The 24,230-nt window shown below is 42.9% G+C and carries 23 protein-coding genes; 22 read left to right on the top strand and 1 reads right to left on the bottom strand.

The annotated features are described in order from the left end of the window. Window positions 1–61: 61 nt before the first annotated feature. A complete protein-coding gene (locus NKI27_RS12955; protein ID WP_265046461.1) occupies window positions 62–1,141 on the bottom strand; it encodes a mechanosensitive ion channel family protein in 1,080 nt (359 codons plus the stop codon). 155 nt (window positions 1,142–1,296) lie between these two features. On the opposite strand from NKI27_RS12955, the gene NKI27_RS12950 reads away from it, so the two are divergent. The 22 genes from NKI27_RS12950 (at window position 1,297) to NKI27_RS12845 (ending at window position 24,224) form a co-directional block, all read left to right on the top strand. Next, a complete protein-coding gene (locus NKI27_RS12950) occupies window positions 1,297–1,605 on the top strand; it encodes a flagellar protein FliT (protein ID WP_265046460.1) in 309 nt (102 codons plus the stop codon). A gap of 314 nt (window positions 1,606–1,919) precedes the next feature. Then, window positions 1,920–3,356: a sigma-54-dependent transcriptional regulator gene (locus NKI27_RS12945; protein WP_455168455.1), complete on the top strand. Its 1,437-nt coding sequence runs from the start codon at window positions 1,920–1,922 to the stop codon at window positions 3,354–3,356. Between the two features lie 445 nt (window positions 3,357–3,801). Next, window positions 3,802–5,163, top strand: coding sequence for a sensor histidine kinase (locus NKI27_RS12940; protein ID WP_265046458.1), 1,362 nt, complete (start codon window positions 3,802–3,804; stop codon window positions 5,161–5,163). Window positions 5,164–5,175: 12 nt separating this feature from the next. Continuing rightward, complete coding sequence (locus NKI27_RS12935) at window positions 5,176–6,621, top strand: sigma-54-dependent transcriptional regulator (protein ID WP_265046457.1); 1,446 nt, start codon at window positions 5,176–5,178, stop codon at window positions 6,619–6,621. A gap of 208 nt (window positions 6,622–6,829) precedes the next feature. Next, window positions 6,830–7,204, top strand: a complete 375-nt coding sequence (fliE, locus tag NKI27_RS12930) for a flagellar hook-basal body complex protein FliE (protein ID WP_265046456.1) — start codon at window positions 6,830–6,832, stop codon at window positions 7,202–7,204. Between the two features lie 71 nt (window positions 7,205–7,275). Then, the gene (fliF, locus tag NKI27_RS12925; RefSeq protein WP_265046455.1) at window positions 7,276–9,000 is read left to right on the top strand and encodes a flagellar basal-body MS-ring/collar protein FliF; all 1,725 of its coding nucleotides are present in this window, start codon (window positions 7,276–7,278) and stop codon (window positions 8,998–9,000) included. Further along, window positions 8,993–10,021, top strand: a complete 1,029-nt coding sequence (gene fliG, locus NKI27_RS12920) for a flagellar motor switch protein FliG (RefSeq protein ID WP_265046454.1) — start codon at window positions 8,993–8,995, stop codon at window positions 10,019–10,021. Before fliF ends, fliG begins: the two co-directional genes overlap by 8 nt. A 24-nt stretch (window positions 10,022–10,045) precedes the next feature. Continuing rightward, window positions 10,046–10,969, top strand: a complete 924-nt coding sequence (locus tag NKI27_RS12915) for a flagellar assembly protein FliH (protein WP_265046453.1) — start codon at window positions 10,046–10,048, stop codon at window positions 10,967–10,969. Beyond that, window positions 10,956–12,329: a flagellar protein export ATPase FliI gene (fliI, locus tag NKI27_RS12910; RefSeq protein ID WP_265046452.1), complete on the top strand. Its 1,374-nt coding sequence runs from the start codon at window positions 10,956–10,958 to the stop codon at window positions 12,327–12,329. The genes NKI27_RS12915 and fliI overlap by 14 nt, the downstream gene beginning before the upstream one ends. A 138-nt stretch (window positions 12,330–12,467) precedes the next feature. After that, complete coding sequence (gene fliJ / locus NKI27_RS12905) at window positions 12,468–12,899, top strand: flagellar export protein FliJ (RefSeq protein WP_265046451.1); 432 nt, start codon at window positions 12,468–12,470, stop codon at window positions 12,897–12,899. 269 nt (window positions 12,900–13,168) lie between these two features. Then, window positions 13,169–13,444 (top strand): STAS domain-containing protein, encoded by a 276-nt coding sequence (locus tag NKI27_RS12900; protein ID WP_265046450.1) that lies wholly within the window; start codon window positions 13,169–13,171, stop codon window positions 13,442–13,444. Between the two features lie 66 nt (window positions 13,445–13,510). Continuing rightward, window positions 13,511–13,873, top strand: coding sequence for a response regulator (locus NKI27_RS12895; protein ID WP_265046449.1), 363 nt, complete (start codon window positions 13,511–13,513; stop codon window positions 13,871–13,873). A gap of 75 nt (window positions 13,874–13,948) precedes the next feature. Further along, a complete protein-coding gene (locus NKI27_RS12890) occupies window positions 13,949–15,982 on the top strand; it encodes a chemotaxis protein CheA (RefSeq protein WP_265046448.1) in 2,034 nt (677 codons plus the stop codon). Between the two features lie 49 nt (window positions 15,983–16,031). Then, the gene (locus NKI27_RS12885) at window positions 16,032–16,580 is read left to right on the top strand and encodes a chemotaxis protein CheW (RefSeq protein ID WP_265046447.1); all 549 of its coding nucleotides are present in this window, start codon (window positions 16,032–16,034) and stop codon (window positions 16,578–16,580) included. A gap of 139 nt (window positions 16,581–16,719) precedes the next feature. Further along, window positions 16,720–17,526 (top strand): CheR family methyltransferase, encoded by an 807-nt coding sequence (locus NKI27_RS12880; protein WP_265049520.1) that lies wholly within the window; start codon window positions 16,720–16,722, stop codon window positions 17,524–17,526. A gap of 64 nt (window positions 17,527–17,590) precedes the next feature. Then, a complete protein-coding gene (cheD, locus tag NKI27_RS12875; RefSeq protein WP_265046446.1) occupies window positions 17,591–18,226 on the top strand; it encodes a chemoreceptor glutamine deamidase CheD in 636 nt (211 codons plus the stop codon). Between the two features lie 79 nt (window positions 18,227–18,305). Continuing rightward, the gene (locus NKI27_RS12870; RefSeq protein ID WP_265046445.1) at window positions 18,306–19,361 is read left to right on the top strand and encodes a protein-glutamate methylesterase/protein-glutamine glutaminase; all 1,056 of its coding nucleotides are present in this window, start codon (window positions 18,306–18,308) and stop codon (window positions 19,359–19,361) included. A 205-nt stretch (window positions 19,362–19,566) separates the two neighbouring features. Next, window positions 19,567–19,869 carry an STAS domain-containing protein gene (locus tag NKI27_RS12865; RefSeq protein ID WP_265046444.1) on the top strand — a complete coding sequence of 101 codons (303 nt, stop codon included), beginning with the start codon at window positions 19,567–19,569 and terminating at the stop codon, window positions 19,867–19,869. A gap of 27 nt (window positions 19,870–19,896) precedes the next feature. Then, window positions 19,897–21,621, top strand: coding sequence for an ATP-binding SpoIIE family protein phosphatase (locus tag NKI27_RS12860; protein ID WP_265046443.1), 1,725 nt, complete (start codon window positions 19,897–19,899; stop codon window positions 21,619–21,621). 67 nt (window positions 21,622–21,688) lie between these two features. Beyond that, window positions 21,689–22,030 (top strand): Hpt domain-containing protein, encoded by a 342-nt coding sequence (locus NKI27_RS12855; RefSeq protein WP_265046442.1) that lies wholly within the window; start codon window positions 21,689–21,691, stop codon window positions 22,028–22,030. 211 nt (window positions 22,031–22,241) lie between these two features. After that, window positions 22,242–23,417, top strand: coding sequence for a flagellar hook-length control protein FliK (locus NKI27_RS12850; RefSeq protein WP_265046441.1), 1,176 nt, complete (start codon window positions 22,242–22,244; stop codon window positions 23,415–23,417). 297 nt (window positions 23,418–23,714) lie between these two features. Continuing rightward, on the top strand, window positions 23,715–24,224 hold the full coding sequence (locus NKI27_RS12845; protein ID WP_265046440.1) for a flagellar basal body-associated FliL family protein: 510 nt from the start codon (window positions 23,715–23,717) through the stop codon (window positions 24,222–24,224). The last annotated feature ends 6 nt before the right edge of the window (window positions 24,225–24,230 follow it).

Raw genomic sequence — 24,230 nt, 5'->3', positions numbered from 1 at the left:
AACGTCTATTGCTCGATTTGGTATGAAAATAAAACCTCCTTCCTTTCTAAGGTTGGGGGTTTTATTTTTTAGACTTCTTGTCTTTAGCTAGCTCAGATTTAAAGCTCGCCAATTTTAACTCTATCGCTTCTAAGTGTTCTATTCGGTGCTGCAGCTTAGCAGCGTCCTCATCGTTTTCTGTATTGGCTAATAGCGCGGTTAGTTTTTCTTTGCCTATAGTAATTCGTTTTAACTTCTTGGATATATAACTAAGCGTTTCAGCTTGCTCTGCTTTATCGAATAATATGCTTTCTATTTCAACTTCTTTGGGCTCTTCAGTTTCATTTTCTGGTGATTTTATAGGTGCAATAAAGCTATGATTAGGGTTGAATGCGCGAGTGTTCATAAATGTGGGGGATACAATTTCAATACCGTTGCCCTGGAGTGTATCTAGTATGTGTTTATGCAGTTCGGACCGAGCTGTAATGATTTTTTTAACCTCTACTAAAAGGCCTGAAACGCGGTATAACACAGAGAAATCACCCAATGATATTACTTGTACAAAAGGAGACTCTAAACCAATTATGTTGGCAGCTTCTAATAGATGAGTTTCAATTTGTTTACGGCTAATATCGTAGCCAAGGCTGACTTCTGCTGAAATGATAGTGCCTTCTGCATGTATAACTTTGGTTGGATTCGTCACTAAAAAAAGATTGGGGAGTGTTGTTAAATCACGATCTTCTGTTTGAATTTCTACGTGTAATAACCCCCGTTCGGATACTCGACCAAAATGATCGCCTACTCGAACAAAATCACCTATTTTAAATACTTTGACACCGGTCAGCATTAAACCAGCCATGGCATTACCGACAAATGTAGTGGATGACAGTGCGATCGCAGCACTCACGACAATGCCTAATAAGCTAAAAATTTGCCCCTTAATAGAGTCACTGACCGGGAGTGATATGAGTATGGCAATAATGCCTACAAATGTGACTACAATCATAAACAGCTGCTGACGTAGCAGGCGTCCTTGATTTTTAGAGAGTCTTTTTAGTGTTATTTGGTTAATGGCAGTCAGTAATAAAACGATTATTGAGATAGTTATTACTGATGGGATGTACTGAGAAAGCTCTGATACCCAGTTGCTAAATAAATCCATATAGTTGTATCCGTTTGAGAAAAAACGTAATCATTAAAGAGGTTAGTGGAATATAACCATTTATCGAATTAAACTTAAAGCATTGATTGAAGCTATATCCACAGGGTCTATGCTACTTTTTATTATGTGTTGAAAACCGTTTACTGAGGGTTGTTATGAATCACCCGTTTGAAAAACTTGCCGGTTTTATTAGTGCTTTAGAGCTTGCACTAGAAAAGGACGACTGGGAAGAGGTCGCACAACTAGATTTGTCGGTGAGGCCGATTGTAAATGAATGTACATCGTTATCCCTAAAGAAGGGTGAAAAAGCTACGCTTAGCGAGCTTCTACAACGTTTACAGTCACTATACGACCAACTTAGCGCTGAAAATATAGGCCGAAGAAGTGTGCTTGGAGCAGAATTAAAAAAGCTTCATAAGGAGCGCAAGGCCATCAGTCAATATATTCAGTCGTCAGGATACTAGGCGTCTGATCCTTTCTTTTGTCGTATTTCCAATGCCAAAAAAACGTTATTTTCGTGTCGGTGACACAATATTGATGTAATTCACGTCATTAATTTGACCAAACTTGTTTTACCGACTTTACTGTTCATATAAGTAATAAGAACGTGCTATAGGCTACTGATTTTTCGGAGTTTAGCCAGTTGTAATAAAGCGTTTTCGGTGGGGTTAGCCTCCAGATTAACGGCTTTATAATCGCTATATTTATATGAAAGGCGACTATAGCTGCGCGTATATTGATAACGACTAAAAGGGTTTGCTGTCCCATGCGGAAGGAAATGAAGATTTTATTGGTTCATGACGATCAACAACAGCGTCGTGAATTAAAGGTCATTCTTGAGTTTTTAGGTGAAAATGTAGTCGAATGCGGCACAGAAGAATGGCAGGAGTGTGTTGAAACACAGTTTGACTCAACAGAAGATCTTTCATTAATTTTTGTCGAGTGTAAATCTGAAAAGATGCCTCTATTTTTAGAGACCCTCGATGGCCTTGATGCCGGCATACCGGTACTTGTCTCAGGCGATGCGTCTTTAGACAATGTAGATGAAGAACTGCGTAAAAAAGTGATTGCAAAATTAGATTTTCCGCTTAATTATAATAAAACCATAGATAGCATTTACCGTGGACAGGTATATAGAGAGCAGTTTTCTAGCAGTCGAGTAAGAGGGCCTCAGCGCCAAGTCCAACTATTTAGAAGTCTAGTGGGAACCAGTCGTGGTACTCAGAATGTTCGAGAGTTAATGTCTCAAGTAGCCGACAAAGACGTAAGTGTGCTTATTACGGGTGAATCAGGTACGGGAAAAGAGGTTGTTGCACGCAATCTTCATTACAACTCCCACCGAAGAAATAATCCTTTTGTACCGGTTAATTGTGGTGCTATTCCGGCAGAACTTTTAGAAAGTGAGTTGTTTGGGCATGAGAAGGGGGCATTTACGGGGGCTATTACAGCTCGGGCAGGCCGCTTTGAACTGGCAGAAGGCGGTACACTGTTTTTAGATGAAATAGGCGATATGCCGCTTAGCATGCAGGTTAAAATTTTAAGGGTGTTGCAAGAAAGAACCTTCGAAAGAGTCGGTGGCAATAAGACGCTAAAGACTGATGTAAGGGTTATTGCAGCGACACACAAAAACTTAGAAGAGATGATTGAAGAAGGGTCGTTTCGAGAAGATCTATATTATCGACTAAATGTTTTTCCTATAGAAATGCCTTCGTTAAAAGAGCGCGTAGAAGATATTCCTTTGTTGATGAATGAGCTTATTTCAAGGATGGAAAAAGAGAAGCGAGGCTCAATTCGCTTTAACTCAGCCGCCATCATGAGTTTATGTCGTCATGATTGGCCCGGAAATGTTCGGGAACTTGCGAACTTAGTTGAACGGTTATCAATTACCCATCCGTATGACGTGATTGGTGTGCAGGAGCTCCCCAGTAAATACCGCCATATTGATGACGGCGATGAAAACTTAGCTGCGTTTGAAGGCGCAATGCCTGTTGCATCACCTGAATTAGGCGTGGATACACCAGCTTTATTACCTGTGAATGGTGTAGATCTCAAAGAGTATCTTGCCAACCTAGAAAAAACACTCATTCAGCAAGCCTTAGATGAAGCATCGGGCGTTGTCGCGCGTGCGGCTGAAAAGCTTCGGATCAGAAGAACGACCTTGGTTGAGAAGGTTCGAAAATACGGGCTAAACAACAAGGAAGATGATCAGGAATAAATCTATACGAAGCTGTTGGGCCTACTGGCAGCTTCAGAATAGTAACCTCAACTTGAGGGTTCTTACAGAGGCGCTACTTTGCCATGATCTATTCAAGCCAATCGTCACTAAACCCCATTTAAGCTGTCTATGTCGCCATTGGGTTAACGAACAGCAGGTCTATTTTACCGTTCTAGAAACATCAAAATCGCGGCAAAGAGCCGTTTCTGCACAAAAAATTATACCTCCTTTTATTTTAATAGCCTGGTAGATAGGCCTAATATCAAACGCCGTAATTTTGACTCCTATATTTACTGTATTTGAATAACTTATTGAATAATATGGTAAAGTTTTAAGTGGCATAGTAAGTGCTTTGTATGGGGTATATCAAACAAAGTGACGTTTTATCACTCACAGGTTTTCTTCAGTGTCATGTATTGATCATGGCATACGAAAGGGGAGCAGGATGAATTATCAGGAACCAATAATGCTAGCCAATGTAGCAGGCCTTCCAAAAGGCGGTCTGGTTGAGTCGTTTGGTGACGCATTCAAAAGCGAAGACAGACGATCAAGTGGTCATAACATCGAACCTCTTTTTTCGGAAGGTAGTCTTGCAGATGCAATGCTAGCAGAGTCTGAATTATCGTCTGATGATGTTTCAGGTAGTGGTGAGACGGCACCTGTTGAGCAAGCGCTAGAGTTATTTAGTCGGATGTCTGTACAGTTAACAGACTCTTATAGAACTCTCGAAAAGCGGGTGAGTCAGTTAAATGGCGAGCTAACTACTGAGGTTGAGCAACGTAGACAAGAGCTTGAAGAAAAAGAGCGTATTGCTGATCGACTATCAACATTGCTCGATGTGCTCCCCGCAGGCGTCGTTGTTTTAGACGGTCAAGGGGTCGTTAATGAGTGTAATCCTGCCGCGTTAGGGTTGTTAGGCGAACCATTACTCGGCGAAAGTTGGGTTAATATCATAAAACGTTGCTTTGCGCCTCGGCATGATGATGGGCATGAAGTCTCTCTTAAAGACGGTCGTAGAGTTCGCATAGAGACACGTTCGATGACAGAAGGACCTGGCCAGTTAGTACTATTAACAGATTTAACTGAGACTCGTGAGCTTCAAGCAAAAGTCAGTCGCACTGAGCGCCTGTCTTCTCTTGGTCGAATGGTTGCTTCGTTAGCGCATCAGATAAGAACGCCATTATCCACTGCCATGTTATATGCAGGGCACCTTAATCAGCCTGAAATAAGCGATGAAATGCGTCAGAAGTGTGCCGAAAAAATTATGTCACGGTTGACTCACTTAGAGCACCAGATCAGGGATATGCTGGTATTTGCTAAGGGTGATACTCGACTAGCTGAAAGCGTTAAAGCGTCTGACTTATTTGAACAGCTAAAGCAGGCTGCAGATACACCTATTCAAAATGCACAAGCGGAAGTTGAATGGACAGACTGTTCAGAAAATACATCACTCCTGTGTAATCGAGATACGTTGGTAGGCGCGTGTTTAAATCTGATTAATAACAGTATTGAAGCAAAGCCTGAAGGGGCTAAATTAAGCGTTAAAGTAGTGTCACCCGGTCGCGGCTATATCAATATTGAAGTGTCTGATAATGGCCCTGGCTTTTCACCAGAACAAAAAAATAAAATTCTAGATGCTTTTTATACCACTAAATCTCACGGAACAGGGTTAGGTTTGGCGGTGGTTCAGGCGGTTGTTAAAGCGCATCATGGTCGATTTTATATTACATCGAATGATGACGGTACAAAGGCGGTTATTACACTGCCAGTGTATGAGCAGCAAAGCAAAGCAAAGCATAGCGGATAGTGGAGAATTAAAATGGCTAAAACAACGATTTTAATTGTAGAAGATGACCGAGAATTACGGGAGGCACTCAGCACTACTCTTGAGATTGCCGGCTATAATTGCGTGACAGCTGACTCAGCTGAATCTGCTATTCCGATACTTGAAAAAAGAGTCGTTGAGTTGGTTGTTAGCGATGTAAATATGCCGGGTATGAATGGCCATGAATTATTGGAATACATACATCGTCAATTTCCTGGCATTCCTGCTATGTTAATTACCGCTTATGGTCAAATAAGTGATGCGGTATCTGCTATGCAATCGGGTGCGGTCGATTACATTGTTAAGCCCTTTGAGCCGAATGTCTTAATTGAATCTGTTAAGCGTGTATTAGGGGCTGTTAACCCCTCAACGGAAGGGCAGCCGATTGCTGAAGATCCATTTAGTCGACAGCTATTTCAGTTGGCGAGAAAGGTCGCAGTATCTGATTCTACGGTCATGATTGCAGGTGAGAGTGGTACCGGTAAAGAAGTGCTTGCTCGATATATTCATGCCAGTTCGCCAAGAAAAAACCAACCGTTTATCGCGCTTAACTGTGCAGCAATACCTGAGAATATGTTAGAAGCTATTCTATTTGGACACGAAAAAGGTGCTTATACTGGTGCCTACAACAGTGCTCCGGGTAAGTTTGAGCAAGCAAATGGCGGCACCATATTATTAGATGAAATTTCTGAAATGGAGCTAGGCCTGCAAGCTAAGTTATTGCGAGTGATTCAAGAACGAGAAGTTGAGCGGGTGGGAGGTCGAAAGACTATCTCATTGGATGTTCGTGTTCTTGCAACCACTAACAGAGATCTTAAAGAGTATGTTGCTGAGGGCAAGTTTAGAGAAGATTTGTATTATCGATTAAGTGTTTTCCCTATGCAGTGGAAGCCACTTAGAGAGAGACCTTTAGATATTGTACCGCTTGCTGAAAGGCTGTTGGGTGACCATATTGCCAAGATGAAGCTGCCGCCCATTTCACTTGATCAGTCAGCTAAGTTAGCCATGCAACAATATAGTTGGCCGGGTAATGTTCGGGAGTTAGACAACGCCGTGCAGCGAGCGTTGATTCTTCAGCAAGGTAATGTTATTTCAGCGTCTGATTTATGTCTCGAATCTAATGTCGGTCAGAATTTTGGGCGAGATACAGTTGGGCTTAATCCGCCTACGGCTATGTTTGAGCAGGCTTTTGATAGTGTTGATGGCGCGTCTAATGTTGACGGGGCTAGTCAGTTACTTGAAGCAGAAGGGGCGAGTGTACTTGGCGAAGACCTTAAGCAGCGAGAATTCCAAATTATTATTGATATGCTTCGCAAAGAAAACGGCCGCAAAAAACAGACCGCCGAAAAGCTCGGTATTAGCCCAAGAACATTAAGATATAAAATGGCGCGCATGAGAGAGTGTGGCATTGATCTAGACGCTGAAATGTCGGCGGCTTAATTATTTTATTATCTATACCTGTTCAGTCTGGGGGCCTTTGGGCCCTTTTTTTATCTTCGAAATTAAGTTGGCCTACTTTATGCAATTGATAACGTAATGTTATTTTATTGGTTAATCCCGACAGAATATTGGCGCAATGCACCGCGCTAAAAACCTATAAAGGTTCAAGATCGTTATTAAGTCGGGATTTTGACGTAAGGAGGTAAGCATGTCTGGTATAGGTCAAGTTTCAGGCAGAGCTGATATTAATCAGGTGTTGGCAGAGATGCGTAATCTAAAGGCTCAGGTTCAACGACCTGAAGCGCTGCAGGAACCCTCGCTAACGACGAATGTTACGTCTGTTAAGCCTACTGATCCTACTCAAAGCTTTGGTTCATTGCTTTCTCGAGCAGTCGATAGTGTTAATGACACTCAGCAAAATGCGTCAGCGCTAAGAACTGCGTATGAACAGGGTGATCCGACAGTCGATATTACTCGGGTGATGGTTGAAGCTCAAAAGTCGACCGTTTCATTTCAAGCCTTAACTCAAGTTAGAAATAAAGTTGTTCAGGCGTACGAAGATATTATGAAGATGCCAATTTAAGTGATCCCTTTGGGTTTTAAACTTCATATTAGTAATCGCATTAGATAGAACAAAACAATAGGTGTAAGGTCATGGCGAACGTTCCTGCAGAAACCAATAACAATGTCCCCGCGACTACAGGGTCAACTGCTCAAGGCTCGGTAACAACGACAAGTGAGCCAGATAGCGAAATGTTTATGGGCTTTAATAAGCTCAACCTAATACGCCAAGTAGGGTTGATGGTGGGGCTTGCGGCTAGCGTTGCTTTAGGGCTATCTGTTGTTTTATGGGCGCAGGAACCTAACTATCAGCCGATCATGAGCAATATCAACAATATGGATATTAATGAAGTGTCCACATTGCTCAATCAAAATGATATTACGTATAAAATTGACCCCTCTTCAGGTGTGTTGCTCGTTGAGTCTAGCGAAGTTCACCGCGCAAAGTTGAAATTGGCTGCTGCAGGTATTACAGAGCAAAAGCCAGTTGGTTTTGAATTGTTAGATCAAGAACAAGGGTTAGGCACCAGTCAGTTTATGGAGTCAACTCGATTCAAGCGAGGCCTAGAAGGTGAACTGTCAAAAACGATTTCTAGCCTTAGAAACGTGAGAAGTGCACGGGTTCATTTGGCTGTTCCTAAACGCTCTGTCTTTGTACGTGATGCGCGAAAGCCAACCGCATCGGTATTTGTTGAAGTGTTCAGTGGACGGCCATTAGCTAGAGGTCAAGTTGACTCTATCGTTAATCTGGTTGCTGGTAGCGTACCAGAAATGAATAAAGACGATGTAACTGTCGTTGATCAAAAAGGGAACTTACTATCGCAAAAGGATGAAAGCTCTGAAGATCGTATGGCTTCACGAGAGTTTGATTACTCTAGAAAAATGGAAAAAGTGCTTAACGGTCGTGTATCGAGTATCTTGGAGCCCATTTTAGGAAGTGGTCGATTTAGATCAGAGGTATCTGCTGAAGTTGACTTCACTTCCGTGGAGCAGGCAGAAGAAATATTTAATCCAGACATGAAAGCGGTTCGCAGCGAACAAACATTGAATGAGCAGCGGGTCGCCGGAAACCAAGGCGGGATTCCAGGCGCGTTATCAAATCAACCTCCGGGTGCTGCAACTGTACCTGAAGTAGCAGGCGGTGCGGGTGAAGGAGGGGCAGGGGGTATGTCTGATCTTCGTAAGCAGACCACGCGAAATTATGAGGTTGATCGTACGGTCAGCTATACCAAGCAACAACCAGGGCGTATAAAAAGACTGACAGTCGCCGTAGCCATTGATGATATTCGAAAGGTAAATCCAGAAAATGGCGAAGTGAGCTTTGTGCCTTGGACAGAAAATGAATTGCAGCGTTTAACGTTACTCGTGCGCAGTGCCGTTGGATACTCTGCATCCAGAGGGGATAGTGTTAATGTGATTAATACACCTTTTGCAGCAGAAGAAATTGTCGCTTTTGAAGAAACACCTATTTGGCAGCAGCCATGGCTACTGGATTTAGTAAAGCCTATTATGGCGGGTCTTGTAATACTTATACTGGTTCTAGGTTTGGTTAGACCTACACTGAAAAGCTTAGCTCAAAGCGGTAATCAGGCTAAAGAACTTGCGTTAGCCGGTGACGAAGATGGACTTGCAGAACTCGATCAATTGGGCGAAGGTTCGGCCGACGGACAAGTCACTCTCAGTGCAACGGATGATTTCCTTTTACCTGGCGCGTCTGAAGGGTATGATAAAAAACTAAATGCCCTTAAAGGGCTGGTTGTTGAAGATCCAGCAAGAGTGGCGCAAGTAGTAAGACAATGGGTGAATTCAGATGAGTGATGAGCAGGGCGAAGGCGAAAAAAAAGCCCCTAAAGTTGGGCGTATAGACGCTGCCGCAATACTGTTAATGTCTTTAGGTGAAGCAGAGGCAGCACAGATTCTAAAGCACATGGGTCCAAAAGAGGTTCAGCGTGTAGGTACCGCAATGACTCAACTTGCAGATGTGACGCAAGAGCAAGTAGAGGCTGTTACGGGGCAGTTTTTAGAGGCTGTTGGGCACCAAACAGGAATGGGTATTGGTGCCGATGACTACATCAGAACGATGCTGACTCAAGCGTTGGGTGAAGATAAAGCATCCAGTTTAATCGATCGAATTTTGATCGGTGGTAATACTACCGGGCTTGATACACTAAAGTGGATGGAGTCACGATCAGTAGCGGATATTATTCGTCATGAGCACCCGCAAATACAGGCTATTGTGGTGTCTTATCTTGACCCTGACCAATCGGCTGAAGTATTGACCAACTTTGATGAGAAAGTCAGGTTGGATATTGTTATGCGAGTGGCAGCCTTAGACACCGTGCACCCTCAAGCATTACAAGAACTAAACTCAATATTAGAGAAACAATTCTCTGGTGGTTCGGCAGCTAAGACCAGTAAAATTGGTGGGGTTAAGCGGGCTGCAGATATTATGAACTTCCTCGATGGCACCGTTGAAGGCGCGTTGATGGATAGCATCAAAGAAATGGATGCAGATTTAGGCAGTGAAATAGAAGACTTGATGTTTGTGTTTGAGAATCTTAAAGAGGTGGATGATCGCGGTATTCAGGCATTGCTACGAGAGGTGTCGTCAGACGTACTGATTATTGCGTTAAAAGGCTCAGACGACGAGATGAAAGAAAAGATCTTCAAGAATATGTCTAAACGTGCGGCTGAACTATTGAAGGATGATTTAGAAGCGAAAGGGCCTGTTAAGCTCAGTGATGTTGAAGGCTCTCAAAAAGACATTTTGACGATTGCGCGCAGAATGGCTGACGCAGGCGAGATTTCATTAGGTGGCGCTGGCGAAGAGATGGTATAACCATGAGCCGTTGTGAGGTTCGATATGACCGATAAAAAAGCTAATCGCATACCTGCTGACCAGTTAACAGCTTATGAAAGGTGGGAGCTTCCCACCATGCAGCCTGGCGGGAACGATGTCATTCGTTCTCATGTCTCATCAGCTGAACTCCCTGTAAAACCATTAACCGCTTCTGACCTTGAAACGATACGGCTCGAAGCTTACGAGGCCGGTTTTGCTGAAGGTAAAGAAGAAGGTACTAAACAAGGCCATAAAGAAGGGCTTGAGAAAGGTTTACAAGAAGGGATAGAAAAAGGGACTCAGCAAGGAATTCAAGAAGGTCAGGTAACAGGGCAGCAGCAGAAACAGGCAGAAATTGATGACGTTAACGCCAGATTGAACGGCGTTTTGGCTCAACTGCTCGACCCTATTAAACAGCATGATGACGAAGTCGAAGAAGCATTACTAAACCTAGTATTAACGGTCAGTCGTGCCGTTATCATGAGAGAGATTTCCTTAAATAGCCATCAAATTCAGCGCACGGTTAAAGATGCCTTAGCCTCTCTACCGTCACCTTCCTCAAATGTGAAAATTTGGGTTAATAGTGTTGATTATGACAGTGTACACTCAATAGCAGAGTCGATTGCTGATGACGTACAGGTTATTAAGTCTGATGATATTTTGCCTGGTGGCTGTAAGGTCGAAACATTACATAGTCAAATTGATGCGACGGTTGAAAAGCGATTCCAAAAAACAGTTCAGCAGATGCTCGATAGGCATGCGTCTAGTGTGCCTATTGATGAGGCGCCTGATTTAACAGACTCGATGGAAGATATGACGGATTTTCATCGTGACGTGCTTGAAGGTTCCCAATACGAAGATTCAGAGACTGAGACTCAAACTGCTCAGCCTTCTACTGAGACACTTAACCCCACTCAACCTTTCGAAAATACTGATGAAACTTCCTGAAAGAATTAAACAGTATCAGAAGGTGATCCCTGATGACGTCACGCCGGTGGTCACAGGTCGTTTAACCCGCATGGTTGGCTTGACGCTTGAGGCGGTAGGTTGTCCTATGGTGGTGGGTGAGCGTTGCTTAATCGCGGGCAGTGGTTTGCACCCAGTAGAGGCAGAGGTGGTTGGATTTGATGGCGATCGGATGTTCTTGATGCCCTTAACCGCCATTGATGGCCTAAAGCCCGGTGCGCGTGTAATACCGATAGAAAGTGCAGGTCAGATTCCTGTTGGGTTTAACCTATTAGGGCGAGTGATAAATGGCGCAGCAGAGCCGCTTGATAACTTAGGCCCGCTTGAGCCTAGTGCGCACATTTCATATAACGGCGAAACCATTAACCCTCTAGATCGAGCGCCCATAAGAGAGTCTATGGATGTGGGAATTCGCGCTATCAATAGCATGCTGACCGTGGGAACAGGTCAGCGATTAGGCTTATTTGCGGGGAGTGGTGTTGGTAAAAGTATGCTGCTAGGGATGATGACAAAATTCACGTCTGCAGATATTACAATTGTTGGGTTGATTGGTGAACGTGGACGAGAAGTTAAAGAGTTTATAGAAGATATTCTAGGACCGGAGGGGTTAGCAAGGTCTGTTGTTATTGCCGCGCCAGCTGATGACTCACCCTTAATGCGGCTAAGAGCTGCAATGCTGACAACACGCGTCGCAGAGTATTTTAGAGATCAAGGGAAGAGCGTATTATTGTTAATGGATTCATTAACGCGTTATGCGCAAGCGCAGCGTGAAATAGCATTAGCGGTAGGTGAGCCGCCTGCAACTAAAGGGTATCCACCCTCCGTGTTTGCTAAATTGCCGCAGCTGGTTGAGCGTGCAGGTAATGGGCTTCCGGGAGGTGGTTCTATTACGGCTTTTTATACCGTATTAACCGAAGGTGACGATCAGCAAGACCCTATCGCAGATGCATCAAGAGCGATACTCGATGGTCATATTGTGTTATCTAGACGGTTAGCCGAAGAAGGGCATTATCCGGCTATTGATGTGGAGGCTTCGATAAGTCGAGTGATGCCGCATATTGTTAGCCCTGAGCATATGAAATCGGCCCAGAAATTTAAGCAAGTTTATGCGCGCTATCAGCAAGCCAGAGATTTGATCAGTGTAGGGGCTTATGTGCCAGGTTCTGACCCAGAAACTGATTTCGCCATTGAGCGGATCGAGTCAATGAAAAGCTTTTTACAGCAAAACTTACAAGATAAATCACCGTACGCCGAAAGTGTCGAGCAGTTGGCTCAAGTAATGGGCATGGGAAGCGAGTCTGGTGTTGATGTCGAACCCAATGCGGCAGAAATCCCCTCGTAGCAAAAACACGTGTCGTAGGAATGATGTCGTGCTGAGCGAGCGTTGTAGGCGTGCTGTATGTTTTTGTCTTGTGGGTTAATCGTGTCGGGTATAAAACGTGCGGTATTTAAATGATTAGGGTTGTTAGGTTGAAACAGTATGAGGCGATCTAAAAGACTACAAGTGGTTTTAGAACTAGCAAAAAGAAAAGAAGATGAAGCACTTAAAGCGATGCAGTCATCGCAAAATAACCTCAATCAGCAGCATCAACAGTTGCAGGAACTGACGCGTTATCAGCAGGAGTATCAGCAGGCACTCAGAGATGCGTTTTCCACTGGCGCTACGGCCGCTAACTGCGCAACCTATCAGCATTTTTTATCCCAAGTAGGCAGTGCTATCGAACAACAGCAGAGGGTTGTGACGTTAGCAGAAGAACAGTTTAATAAAGCAAGGCTACACTGGCAGTCGCTTTATGAAAAACAGAAAGGCATGGGCGGATTAATAGACCGGTTTCGTGATGAAGAAGATCGAGCGCTTGATAAAAAAGAACAACAGATGATAGATGAACTATCTCAACGGAAAAGAACATAGGTATTACCGCCTGTTCTATCTGCGCCACCACCCCCTCCTCAAAAAAGAAACAGCTAGCACCTCATAATATTATTCCTATACGCGTAGTAGCTTTTAGTAGCTCAAGCACTGTTTTTTAGAACTTGGCAATGCGGTGAATGGACTGATTTGAATTGTTTTTAGCAAATTACAAAAATCAGACTAGAGTTAAATATGAGGTAGTGTATGGCGCTAGGGGGTTTTGTAGCCGTCAGCATGGTTAGGTATTAATACTGTGAGTGTTTTTTAAAATGAGTGATATAGCAGAAGTCGTGCTTGAGAGTAACTGTGGCATAGCACAAGCGGAATCTCTAAGAGTTCAGTTGGAAGAATTATTTCAGAATCGTTATCAAATTGTTATTGATGGTTCTGCTGTAAAACGAATCGATACTGCTGCACTTCAGTTGTTGGGCGCTTTTTTTACTGCAATGAGTCATGCAGAAACTGATGTTACATGGACAGCGCCCTCTGAACTATTGTCGCAATCGGCCAATACGCTAGGGTTAAAAGAAATTCTTAAGCTCTAAGCAGAAGATAATTTAGCGTAAAGCGATTAATTTAATTAGACATGATTAAAATATATGGATTCACAAATGGCAAGAATTTTGGCTGTGGATGACTCAGCATCAATGCGGCAAATGGTGAGTTATACCTTAAAGGTTGCAGGACATGATGTTGTTGAGGCAGCAGATGGACAGCAAGCGCTAGAACTCGCAAAAGGCACTCAAGTTGATCTAGTCCTTTCTGATGTGAATATGCCTGTTATGGATGGGCTGACACTAGTGAAAGAGTTGCGAGCGTTACCAGAATATAAATTCACCCCCATCTTGATGCTTACAACAGAGTCTACTTTGGATAAAAAAATGGAAGGTAAGAAGGCGGGGGCAACGGGTTGGTTAGTAAAACCCTTTAACCCTGATCAACTACTTGCGACCATTAAAAAAGTATTAGACTAGTTCTCGCAGCATTAGCAAATGTAATGCTACAAGTGGTACTTCTAACAACATTCATTAACGCGTTGGATCAGGACGATGAGTATTGATCTTAGTCAGTTTCACCAAGTGTTCTTCGAAGAGAGCTACGAAGGCCTTGATGTTATGGAGTCTGCGCTGCTAAATTTGCAGCCGGATAAAGTCGACTCAGACACTATTAACGAAATATTTCGTGCCGCTCACTCCATAAAGGGAGGAAGTGGTACTTTTGGCTTTACCGATGTTGCAGATTTTACCCATGTTGTAGAAACACTCCTTGACGAAATTCGTGGCGAGGTAAGGGATATTACTTCAGACACAGTGGAGTTGTTTCTAAAGTCTGTTGATTGCATACGCAAAATGATTCAACAGCATGACGTTGGCGATCCTTATGACGCCACCGACGCGAACGCTATAAAAGCACAGTTTGAAACGATTCTTTCAAATGACCTACCTACCCAAGCAGGAGAATCACTCGCTATAACGCCTGTCACTGCGTCGCATGAAATTCAAAACGATAGCCCAGCGCCGCATGGTTGGAAGATCTATTTTAAACCTCATCAAGATATACTCAGAACAGGTAATGACCCCTTAAGAATGTTCAGGGAATTAGAATCTTTAGGGCCGCTTATTGTCGCTGTAGATGTATCAGCGTTGCCTCATATTAGTTTGATTGATCCTGAGGCATGTTATCTTGCCTGGTCATTAGAGCTAAAGGCTGATGTACCAAAGGCGGTTATAGATGAGGCGTTTGAATGGGTTGCTGATGAAAGTGAACTATCGATAACACCCGTGGTAGTGGAGGATGATCAGGTATCGGCGCCTGAACAATTGACACCATATCGGCCGGCAGTCAAAGGTAGTGACCTTTCTAAAGTTGAAGTTACTTCGATTAGGGTCGGAATTGATAAAGTTGATGATCTCATTAACATGGTGGGTGAGCTTGTGATTACTCAGTCTATGTTGGGAGAGTTAGGGCTCGACTTTACAATGAAAAGTCTACCAAAGTTACTAGAAGGAATAGAGCAGCTTAGTCAGAATACGCGGGAGTTACAGGAAAGTGTGATGCGCATTCGAATGCTGCCTATCAGCTTTACGTTTAGTCGTTTTCCTCGTTTGGTTCACGACCTTGGGAGGGCAATGGGTAAAAAAATCGAATTGAAATTATCAGGTGAGCAAACAGAGCTCGATAAAACCGTCATGGAGAAAATCGGTGACCCACTGGTTCATCTGGTTCGAAACTCATTAGATCATGGCATTGAAACCCCTCAAGAACGCTTAACGTTGGGTAAACCAGAAACAGGGACTATCACACTTAACGCGTTTCATCAGGGGGGGAAAATTGTTATTCAGATAATTGATGATGGTGCAGGGCTTAACAAGGCAAAAATATTAGAAAAAGCTAAGCAAAATGGCATGGTGTCTGACACGGACGTGTTATCAGATGACCAAATACATGACCTTATTTTTAAACCAGGGTTTTCAACGGCTGACCAAGTATCTGATATCTCGGGTAGAGGGGTCGGGATGGACGTAGTTCGGCGAAATATTATCGAATTAAATGGTTCGGTAGAAGTAGAGTCTACAGAAGGAGAAGGCAGTGTATTTACTATTCGTCTGCCGCTTACGCTTGCCACTTTAGAAGGTCAATTAATTCGTGTAGGCCGGCAAACCTACATATTGCCGCTTATTTCGATTGTTGAGTCAATTCAGTCATTTCAGGGGATGCTGCATCGCGTTGTGGGTGGGTGTGACTTACTGCGTCTGCGTGATGAATACGTTCCGATAATTCAGCTCTCATCACTTTTCAATATACCGTCAGACTCAAAAGATATGGAAGATGGTTTGCTAGTGGTGGTTGAAGGCGACAACATGAAAGTTGCGATATTTATTGATGACCTCGAAGCCCAGCAACAGGTCGTTATTAAAAGCCTTGAAGAAAACTACAAAAAAGTCGAAGGTGTGTCGGGCGCAACGATTCTTGGGGATGGCACTGTCTCATTAATATTGGATATCGCAGGTTTAATAAAGCTGGCTGGTGTACAGCGTCACGAATACAAAGCAGTGCATAAAGGTGATGACTATGCAGCATGATCGCTTTTCGCAAGTAACGGCTAACAATAGTATTGGTCAGGACGAATAAATGGTCGATAAGCAAGGCGATAATGCTAGCGAGGTGAACATTAATGAAGAAGTCGGGGAGGGTAATACGTATGAGCCTTCTGAGCAGTATTTGACATTTTTTATTGAAGATGAAGAGTACGGGATCGATATTTTGGCAGTTAAAGAGATAAGGGGGTGGGAGCCCGCAACCGAAATTCCTAACTCCCCCGAATATTTAAAAGGGGTTATCAATCTTAGAGGAACCATCATTCCGTTAACGGATCTCAGGCTTAGGTTTGGCATTAAACAGTTTGAGTATAGCCCTACCACCGTCGTTATAGTGGTTAAAGTAATAGCGGGAGAAGGTGAAAAAATTATGGGGATTGTTGTCGATGCGGTGTCTGACGTGAGTGACTTTTCAAAAGCAGATATTCACCCAGCACCTGAATTGGCCGCGAATAAGAATGCTGCTTTTGTAAAGGGATTGGGCAGTAGTGAAAACAAAATGGTCATTCTATTGGATATTAATGAGTTACTAAACGCACCTGATGATGCAGATTTGACAGTTGTGAGTCGAGCAACATTCTGATGTGCATGTTAAGTAATGCAAGGATATATACCGCTAGGCCTAAGAATATCAAGGGTGTATTACTAAAGTGACCAATAATAAACAGGCATCTGAGATTAATAAATCTCCGCATAAACCGACTGGGAGTCGCGAATTCCTTATGACGAGTGAGGATTTCGAAACGATTAGCCTGCTGGCGCATAACTATACAGGTATTGTTTTAGGTGCCCATAAGCGCGATATGATTTATGGCCGGTTGGCGCGACGCATTAGGTCATTGGGTCTCTCTAATTTTAACCAGTACTGTGCGTTAATATCGAGCCCATCTTCGCCTGAAATTAGTTTTTTTATCAATGCAATAACGACAAACCTAACGTCATTTTTTCGTGAACCACACCACTTTGATTTCTTGAAAGAGACCGTTCTACCCGAAATAAAACGCAAAAATGATCGTTATAAACGCATTAGAATTTGGTCCGCTGGTTGCTCTACCGGAGAAGAGCCTTACAGTCTCTCTATAACCGTTAATGAAACGCTAAATATGGCGCAATGGGATTGCAAAATATTAGCGACTGACCTTGATTCTAATGTGGTCAATCATGGTCGGGAAGGTGTTTATGATATTACTAGAATTGATGCGTTGACAGAACAGAGTAAAAAGCAATGGTTTTATAAAGACAGCCGAAACCCTGAAGTGGTAAAAGTAAAGCCGGCACTGCAGCAATGTACACGTTTTAAACGACTTAATTTATTAGAGTCTTGGCCTATGAAAGGGCCGTTCGATATCATTTTTTGCCGCAATGTCGTTATTTATTTTAATAAAGAAACCCAGAGACAGTTGTTTGACCGTTTTGCAAATATTTTGGGCGATGGAGGGTATTTGTTTATAGGGCACTCTGAGTCTTTGCATAAGGTTAGTGAGCGCTTTGAGTCGTTAGGAAAAAACATCTACCGAAAAAAATTCTAATTGACGAGTAACGTTATGATCTTTGGCTCTAGCAATGTATCCCGGCAGGTTGTTAACAACGAATATGGATAACAGTGTTAGCTTACCCAAAGCCCTGCCAGGTTTTGAGCATATAAACCGCTACTGGGATAAGCGCATGAATTTGGCTGCAGCCAAAATTTTGCCTGGCGAATTCTATGTAAGCTTGCATGGTGAAATGATAGCAACGGTGCTAGGGTCTTGTATTTCTGCGTGCATTAGAGATCGTGTTCATGGCATTGGAGGAATGAATCATTTTATGCTGCCCTCTCAAGGTGAATATTCATCGGTACAGTGGGGGAGCAGTCATGCAAGCTCTGCTTCTCGTTACGGTAATTGGGCGATGGAGTTTTTGATTAATGAAATTTTAAAAGCGGGTGGGGAACGTAAAAATCTTGAAGTCAAAGTGTTTGGTGGTGGGAATGTATTATCCAATATGACCCGTGTTGGGTTAAGAAACATAGAGTTTGTTAAAACATATTTAGCTCAAGAAGGGTTACGGGTAGAAGCGTCTGATGTCGGCGACCTTTTTCCAAGAAAAGTGCTTTATTTTCCTGATACCGGTGCGGTAAAGGTTCGAAAGCTTAAACAAACCAGAAACGATACTGTGCTACAGCGTGAAAAAGCTTATATTGAAGATATTAATAAGCAGCCAAAGTCTGGCGATATTGAGTTATTTTGATATGAGGAACGATCTTGTTGTTAATTTACGCTTGGATCGACTATGAGTATTTGAAAATTGCTCAAAGAGAGGGATGGTCATGCATAAAATAAAAGTATTAGTGGTTGACGACTCAGAGCTTATTCGCCAAATGCTGAGGCAGATTATTGATTCAGCTGACGACATGGAAGTGGTTGGTGTTGCTGTTGATCCTTATGATGCGCGCGAGAAAATTAAACAGTTAAACCCTGATGTTTTGACCTTAGATATTGAAATGCCAAAAATGGATGGCATTTCCTTTTTGCGTAACTTGATGAAGTTAAGGCCAATGCCTGTGGTGATGATATCAACACAGACAGAAAAGGGGGCTCCAGCGACCCTTGAGGCACTAGAACTGGGTGCTGTAGATTATTTGCCTAAACCAAAACTAGAGCAGGAGATTGGCCTTAAGCATTATGCGCATGACGTTGTCGAAAAAGTACGAGCCGCCGCAACCGCGAATATACATCCGATAGAAAGAATGAAAAGCACACATGCTAATATTTCCTTAGCTCGTAAAGAGGCCAAACCTTATGCTTTCTCTCCGGGATGTGTTATTGCTGTGGGTGCTTCTACCGGCGGAACTGAGGCGATCAAAGATGTTTTGCTAGGTATGCCTACTAACTGTCCGCCAGTGGTATTGGCACAGCATATTCCACCGGTATTTAGTACCACTTATGCTGAACGGCTGAATCGGATTTGTGGTATCACGGTATTTGAAGCAACAGCGGGTATGAAGTTAGAGTGTGGCTGTGCTTATCTCGCGCCGGGCGACCAACACCTTACAATAATAAAAAGACTCAATGCGTATTATACGCAGTTAGATCAATCTGAACCGGTAAACCGGCACCGGCCATCAGTAGATGTGTTGTTTGATTCTGTGCTAGACGCTGCAGGGGCTAAGGCTGTTGGTATTTTACTGACTGGAATGGGGAGGGATGGCTCTGAAGCGCTTTTGAAAATGAAGCAATTAGGCTGTAAAACAATCGCGCAAGATCAAGAAAGTAGTATAGTGTGGGGGATGCCCGGTGCCGCTGTTGCTATTGGTGCCGCCGTTGACGTATTACCACTGGAAAAGATTTTCTCTAAAGCGCTTAGTTATTGTGAAAAACGGTAAGTTTTTTCACCAAGATACAATATATAATTTACCTTTTGGGTGTTTAGTGTTTATTATTTCCTATAGTTATTAGCTTGTTATAGGGTGATTCGCCGTGTTTAACTTAACCGTTTTGTTATTCTGGTGTGGCAAATTAAACTAAACTTCAGTATAAATAGTCTTTCAGTGCTGCATAGAAACAGCGTTTTATTGATTAGGGGGCGAGATGTCTATTACAACGAACAAATCAGCGGATGGTAGTGAGCTGACTATAAGGATTCAGGGGCGTTTTGACTTTAGCTCACACCAAGAGTTTAGAGACGCTTACGAAAATAATGACAGTGTTAAAGAGTACCTCATTGATATGAGAGAGACGACTTATTTAGACAGCTCTGCACTGGGTATGCTGCTCTTATTAAGAGACTTCGCAGGTGGTGATCATGCTAACGTATCGATTAGCAACTGTAATAGTGACGTGAAGAAAATACTGACTATTTCAAATTTTGAGCAGTTATTTGCCATCAAATAGTCATAACCGGCTTTTATAGGTAGGTTTATGGACTCAGAACCGCTGAAAATATTGATTGCAGATGATAACGATTCGGATCGCATGATTTTGCAGGCTATTGTCCGTAAACAAGGGCATGAGGTGGTGACGGCAAGCGATGGCATAGAGGCAGTAGAAAAATTTAAAGATACATCCCCTCAACTAGTACTGATGGATGCTTTAATGCCCAGAATGGATGGCTTTGAAGCAGCTAGGCTAATCAAACAGTTGGCCGGTGAAGAGCTAGTCCCCATCATATTTTTAACATCCCTTACAGATGCCGCATCATTGGTCAAATGTCTTGATGCCGGGGGGGATGACTTTATATCCAAACCTTATAATCGTATTATTCTACAGGCAAAAATAAACGCCTTTAATCGCATGAGAACCATGCATAGAACAGTGCAATTTCAGCGTGATCAAATTGCTGCTAACAATGAACTTCTCCTACAAGAACAAAATGTAGCCAAGACAGTCTTTGATAATGTCGCGCACCTAGGTTGTCTTAACGCCAAAAATATTAAGCATCTGTTATCACCACTTTCTGTATTTAATGGCGATGTATTATTGGCATGTCAGAAACCTTCTGGTGGAATGCATGTTCTGTTAGGCGATTTTACCGGGCATGGGCTTCCAGCGGCGATTGGCGCAATGCCAATTGCCGAAATATTTTATGGCATGACCAGTAAGGGGTTTGCCATGACCGACGTACTCAGAGAGATTAACCAAAAGCTGAAACAGATTTTACCCGTTGGTTTTTTTTGCTGTGCCTCTATGATTGATATGAGTTTTGCGAGGGGAGATGTGGAGATATGGGTGGGGGGGGTGCCTGATGCTATTTTATATCGAACCGATGGGGAACTTATTAATATTTCCTCGAATCATCTTCCTCTTGGGGTCCTAGAAGCCAGTCGGTTTACAACAGAAACGTACAAATATGATATGTCGCCTGGTGATCGCTTGTTTATGTGGTCTGACGGCATTATAGAAGCTCGAAATGTTAACGGCGATATGTTTGGCGAAGAGCGCTTATATGAAGTCTATCAAGAGGAGCGTGATCCATCTCGGCTATTCTCAAGTATTAAACAAAAAGTCCACAGTTTTATAGGGGAAGGCGAGCGTGATGACGACCTCACTATGGTAGAGGTCGAAATGGTCAGAGAAGATCAGGTTGGGAGTGACGCTGGACCTCTTCTATTGAAAAGTGCATTAAGTGGCCCTGTTGATTGGGCATTAAGCTATGAATTAAGAGCGCAAACGCTTAAAAACTTTAACCCACTTCCACTTCTGCTGCATATTATTATGGAAGTGCCAGGGTTACGTCAGTTAAGTGGACAGATTTATACTATTTTAGCGGAGTTGACATCAAATGCGCTTGAGCATGGCGTTTTGGGGCTCGACTCTAAGCTAAAAGCAACACCGGAAGGGTTTACCAAATATTATGAATTAAGGGCCGAGCGATTAGAAAAACTTGAGGACCAATGGGTTCGAATTTCTATTGATCACTTACCTGAAGGCTCCGGTGGGCTGTTGTCTATGAAGATTGAAGATAGCGGTCAGGGGTTTGATTACAGTAATTTTAAACAAGCTAAAATGAATAATAACCTGTATTCGGGGCGCGGAATTCCTTTGCTGATATCACTCTGTCAGCATTTTGAGTATATCGGCACGGGGAATACAGTTGAGGCTGAGTTCGCTTGGCAACCAGAGACAAAGGCTCTACCCGCCATATAAAGGCTTTGCGGCTTATTATGTTGGTAACCCATGTCTAAAGATCAGACCAACTAAAATAGGTTGACCTATGAATGACCATATCGACTTCTCAGCGCTAGCTGAACTTAGAGAGGTAATGGAAGAAGAGTTTGATGTGTTGTTAGAAACATTTCTTCATGACTCGGCAGAACGTGTTGTTCAAATCAAAGAGGCGGCTAAAGCGCAAAATGCAGAGGCACTTTCGAGAGCTGCGCACAGCTTTAAAGGAAGTTGCACAAATGTCGGTGTTCCGATTCTCGCGAGCTTATGTATGGAAGCTGAATTAAAAGGGAAACGAGGCGAACTTGACGATATCGACGTACTTGTGGATAAAATAGAGGCAGAGTTTACGAATATCTCGGAGCTGTTAAAAGAACAACTATCGTACTAGTTCATAGCTAGGCGCCTTCCTGCTTTTCAATGCTGGTCTACATTTTGCTAACTACTAATATAACGTATGTGCAAATAGCCGAAAGGGCTAAACGTGCAGAGTGGTTAGCCGCCATTAATCTAATATTTTTCATTCTAGCGTGTTTCATGTCTGGGGACTGATATACCGCTAAAGTGAATTTGTTGATCAATTGTTTATTACAGAGCAGCTTATGAATTCATTACCGGTATCTCTTGATTTAACGAGCAATTCAACCAGTAAGCCATCGACAAAGGCGTCGGCTAGTAATGACAGCGATGTAGATAGCTTTAAAAATGAATTAAATAAACAAGAAAAAAACACAAAACATAACGATGTAGCCAGCACATCTACAGCCGACAAGAACGCTCAAGGTAGTGAGACTAACAAAAAGCAAGAAGCGGCAACTGTTGCCGCTGAAGAGACTTCAAACGGCGAAGCGTTGCCTCAGTCCGTCGATGATGAGGCGTCAAGATTAGACGGTAATTTGGAGAAAATGGTAGACCCAGACTATACAGGTGAGCTTGAAATACCGTCTGAATTTTCGCTTTTAAACCATGTCGAAGACCCACTAGTGGATGATGAGTTAACTGCTCCGCCGATGGGGGTACTGGGTTATGAGATGTTAGCAGCCGAAGACGGAGATTATGCAGCGTATGGACAAGCACGTTCTGCTGCAGGCTCATTGAATGCAGGAGTCTTAAATACCGCTGCGGCAAATGCATCTATAGGTGATGATGCCCTATTAGAGCAGCCATTAGAAAAACTGATGACGCTAGAACAAATTAAACTCTCGTTAGAAAAGGGGGTTGAAGCGCTTGCTGAACTAGAAATTGATGTGGATACAGGTGCTGAAGGCAGTGTTCGCGAGGTGTTCCGATTTAATGATCTTCAGTTAAAGGAGGGTCAATCAACCTTAAAAACCTATACGACGTCGGTTGATTTGCCTGTTGCGCCAGGCGCTTGGACCGATAAGGTTAACGATAAAATTATCTGGTTAGCTAACCAGAAAATACAATTTGCCGAAATTCATCTAAACCCACAAGACCTTGGACCAATGGAGGTCAAGATAAATGTTCAAAATGAACAGGCAATGGTGACCTTTACTAGTCATAACCAAGGCGTTCGGGAGTTACTGGAACAAAACGTTAACCGACTTCGAGAGATGATGAACGAAAATGGTGTTGATTTAGCCCATGTAGATGTATCCGACCAATCTTCACAGCAACAAGCGAATGAAGACCAAGACCAAGAGCAAGGTGTAGGAGGGCGATCGGCAGAAGGTGATAACGACCTATTAAGTCAGGATGGAGCTCATGGCATCACTGAAGCGATAACGCTGGATAATTTAGTTGATTATTATGCATAGGCGTATCGTTAAACCACAGTATCTAGCAATGCTAACCGTCTAAAACTAAACAGCACGATAACCTTCTTGTAGGCGCGCCGCATTGGCGCGTCTTTTTTCTTCGTCTATATTTTATTGCCTTCCTCAATACAAAACTTAGTTTCTTCTTAGTAATCAGATTTATCTCCGCGTTTATTAGGCTACAATGAATATTAGAAATAGGTTATAACTGATTGAATAGTTGAAAATTATTGGCACAAGGATTGCTCTTAACTTAAGTATGAATGGTGTCGGTAGCAATAATGACGAGAATTTGACATGGCAGATGACGATAATAAAGACGTTAACGAAGAAGAAACAGGCGGTAAATCCAGTAAAAAGTTAATCATTATTGTTGCAATAGTGGTCATACTGGCTGTAGGGCTTGCTGTTGGCGCTACGCTTTTTTTCTTAAAAGGCGATAGTTCGGCCAGCGATGCAGCAGAGGTGCCTGTAGAAGAGGTTAAAAAGCCAGCGATTTATTTTGATATTAAGCCTCCCTTTGTTGTTACCTTTGATGTAGAGGGACGACAGCGTTATATGCAGGTGTTTGTTTCAGCTCAAAGTCGTGATCAGGCGTCACTAGACGCACTAGAATTACACATGCCTCTGATCCGCAACAAGCTGATTATGTTGTTTAGCAGTCAAGATTTTCAAGGGTTACAAACGGCAGAGGGTAAAGCGTCATTGAGATTGGCGTCGTTGAACTTGATTAATGAAATACTTGAAAAAGAGGCGAGTGGTTCGTCGATTGAGCAAGTATTATTTACTAATTTTGTCATGCAATAACGGGAA

The organism is Alkalimarinus alittae (genome assembly GCF_026016465.1).
Classification (GTDB): Bacteria; Pseudomonadota; Gammaproteobacteria; order Pseudomonadales; family Oleiphilaceae; genus Alkalimarinus; species Alkalimarinus alittae.
This window is presented reverse-complemented; position numbering and strand designations above follow the sequence as displayed.